The 3,187-nt window shown below is 65.1% G+C and carries 1 protein-coding gene; it reads left to right on the top strand.

Translation table 11 applies throughout. The annotated features are described in order from the left end of the window. Window positions 1–3,077: alpha-2-macroglobulin (locus EOC06_RS43590; protein WP_245470094.1), on the top strand; the 3,077-nt coding region annotated here is incomplete at its 5' end. Window positions 3,078–3,187: the final 110 nt, after the last annotated feature.

Consider the following 3,187-nt stretch of genomic DNA (forward strand, 5'->3'; position numbering starts at 1 on the left):
AGGCCAAGGTGACGGTGAGGATGCGCGAAACCGGCGGCCGCGCCATCGAGCGTTCGCTCAACATCGGCATCCGCCCGCAAGGCCATATGATCGGCATCCGTCCGGATTTCGCCGACAATGAAGTGCCGCAGGGCGGCACCGCCAAGTTCAGCCTGATCGCCGTCGATCCCGACGGCAAGCGCGAGGCGCTGAAAGGCGCGCAGTGGACGCTGGTCAAGGTCGAACGCAATTACCAGTGGTACCGCTCCAACAATTCCTGGAACTACGAACCTGTCACCTTCACCAAGTCGATCGCCAACGGCCAGGTCGACCTTAGCGCCGACGGCGACGCGACGGTCTCCGTGCCGGTCGATTGGGGTCAGTACCGCCTCGAGGTCGAGACATCGGATCCCGAGGGACCGGCGACAAGCTACGAGTTCGATGCCGGCTGGTATGTCTCCTCGACCACCACCGAAACGCCCGACGGTCTCGAAATCGCCCTCGACAAGGACAATTATGCCGCCGGCGAAGTGGCCAAGCTGAAAGTCTCGCCGCATTTTGCCGGCGAACTTCTCATCAACATCGGTTCCGACAAACTGTTGAAGACCGTCACGGCATCCGTGCCGGCCGGCGGCAGCACGGTCGACATACCGGTCGGCGACGATTGGGGTGCCGGTGCCTATGTCACCGCAACCCTGTTCCGGCCGGGCGATGCGCAGGAAACGCGCATGCCGGCCCGCGCCATCGGCGTCAAATGGCTGAAGGTCGATCCGGGCTCGAAGAAGCTCGCCATCACCTTGACGCCGCCGGACAAGACCATGCCGCGCCAGCAGCTGTCGATCCCGGTTTCGGTCGCCGGCGTGCAGCCGGGAAGCAATGCCTACGTCATGGTTGCCGCCGTCGATGTCGGCATCCTCAACCTGACCAACTACAAGGCGCCGGATCCGGAGAACTGGTTCTTCGGCCAGCGCATGCTGGGCATGGAAATCCGCGACATATACGGCCGCCTGATCGATGGCTCGCTCGGCAATACGGGCAAGCTCCGGACCGGCGGCGACGGCGCCAACATGCAGGCGCAAGGCAACCCGCCGACCGAAAAACTGGTCGCCTTCTTCTCCGGCATCGTCGAACTCGATGCCGACGGCAAGGCGCGGGTCGACTTCGACATCCCGCAGTTCAACGGCACCGTGCGCGTCATGGCCGTCGCCTGGACCAAGGATGCGGTCGGCCACGCCCAGTCCGATGTCATCGTGCGCGATCCCATCGTGATCACCGCTGGCCTGCCACGCTTCCTGGCGCCTGGTGACGCCGCCGTCATGCGCCTCGACGTCGCCGACACCGATGGTCCGGCCGGCGACTATGCGTTCTCGATCGAAACAACGGGTGACCTGTCGACCGGCGACAAGCCCCTGCCCCAGAAGCTGACGCTCGCCCAGGGCAAGCGCCAGACGCTGACCGTGCCGCTGGTCGCTCAGACGGCCGGCAATGCCTCGCTCACCATCAAGCTTGCCCATGCCGACGGCACCAGGGTCGAGCAGACGCTCTATGTGCCGGTGCGCCCGGCGCAATTGCCGGTGACCACCCGGCTGGTGGTCGACCTCAAGGGCAATGGCGGCGCGCTGCGCGTCGACAAGGAACTGCTGGCAGCCAGCCTGCTCAACGGCGCCTCCGTCAGTGTCGGCGTTTCGCAGGCCGCCGCCTTCGACGTGCCGTCGCTGCTGATGACGCTCGACCGCTACCCCTATGGTTGCGCCGAGCAGACCACCAGCCGCGCCATGCCGCTTCTCTACGTCAATGAGTTGGCTTCCGGCGTCGGCATGGCCAGCGATCCCGATATCCATGGCCGCATCCAGGACGCCATCTATAAGGTTCTGAGCTATCAGGCCTCGGGCGGCAGCTTCGGCCTGTGGGGTCCGGGCTCCGGCGATCTGTGGCTTGATTCCTATGTCACCGACTTCCTGACCAGGGCGCGCGAGCAGAAATACGACGTGCCGAGCCTGGCCATGAACCAGGCGCTGGGCAATTTGCAGAACTCGCTCGGCTACGACCAGAGCGTGCAGGACCGTGGCAGCGAGATCGCCTACGCCCTCTACGTTCTGGCCCGCAACAAGAAGGCCTCGATCGGCGACCTGCGCTACTATGCGGATACCCAACTCGAAGCTTTCTCAAGCCCGATGGCCGTTGCCCAGCTGGCGGCAAGCCTGGCGCTCTACGGCGATACACCGCGCGCCGAAGCCACCTTCAAGACCGCCTTGCAGTTGGCAAAGTCCACCACCGACTACGACTACTACCGCTCCGACTACGGTTCGCGGCTGCGTGATGGCGCGGCGATGCTGGCGCTGGCGGCGGAATCGAAGCCGGTGCCGACCATCGTGCCGGAACTGATCAAGTTGGTGACCAGGGAACGCGCGGAAGCCCGCTGGACCACCACCCAGGACGAATCCTGGATGCTGCTGGCGGCCCGCGCGCTGAAGGAGGGCAATGATACGATCACGCTGGCCGTCAATGGCGCGGCGCATTCCGGCGGCTACTCCAACCAGGTGGAAGGCTCTGACCTGGCCGACAGCCCGCTGACCATCGCCAACACCGGCAAGACCCCGCTGCAGGCCGTCGTCACCACCGTGGCGTCGCCGGTCCAGCCCTTGCCGGCCGGCGGCGACGGCTTCACCATCAACCGCACCTACTACAAGCTCGACGGCACCGAGGCCAATGTCACCGAGGCGACGCAGAACGAACGCTATGTCGTCGTGCTCAAGGTCAACGAGCAGAACAAATGGCCGTCGCGCCTGCTGGTCACCGACCTGTTGCCGGCCGGCTTCGAGATCGACAATCCCGGCCTGGTCTCCAGCGCCCAGTTGACGAACTTCTCGTGGCTGGCGCAGACCGATGCCGCGCATCTCGAATTCCGCGACGACCGTTTCGTCGCGGCGTTCAACCCGGCCGACGGCGATCATGACCACAATCTGACGCTCGCCTATGTCGTGCGCGCGGTGACGCCTGGTACCTATGCGCACCCGGCGGCAACGGTGGAGGACATGTACCGGCCGCAATATTCGGCCCGCACCGCCACCGGCATGATGGAGGTCAAGGCGCCGTAAGGCGCCTTGGCGAATATGAAAGTGAGGCTTGTGCTGCCCCTCATTGCCCTGCCGGGCATTTCTCCCCGTATAGTGACGGGGAGAAAGAGGCTGGGCGCAACCTCGGCGCC

This window comes from Mesorhizobium sp. M7A.F.Ca.MR.362.00.0.0 (genome assembly GCF_004023175.1).
GTDB lineage: Bacteria > Pseudomonadota > Alphaproteobacteria > Rhizobiales > Rhizobiaceae > Mesorhizobium.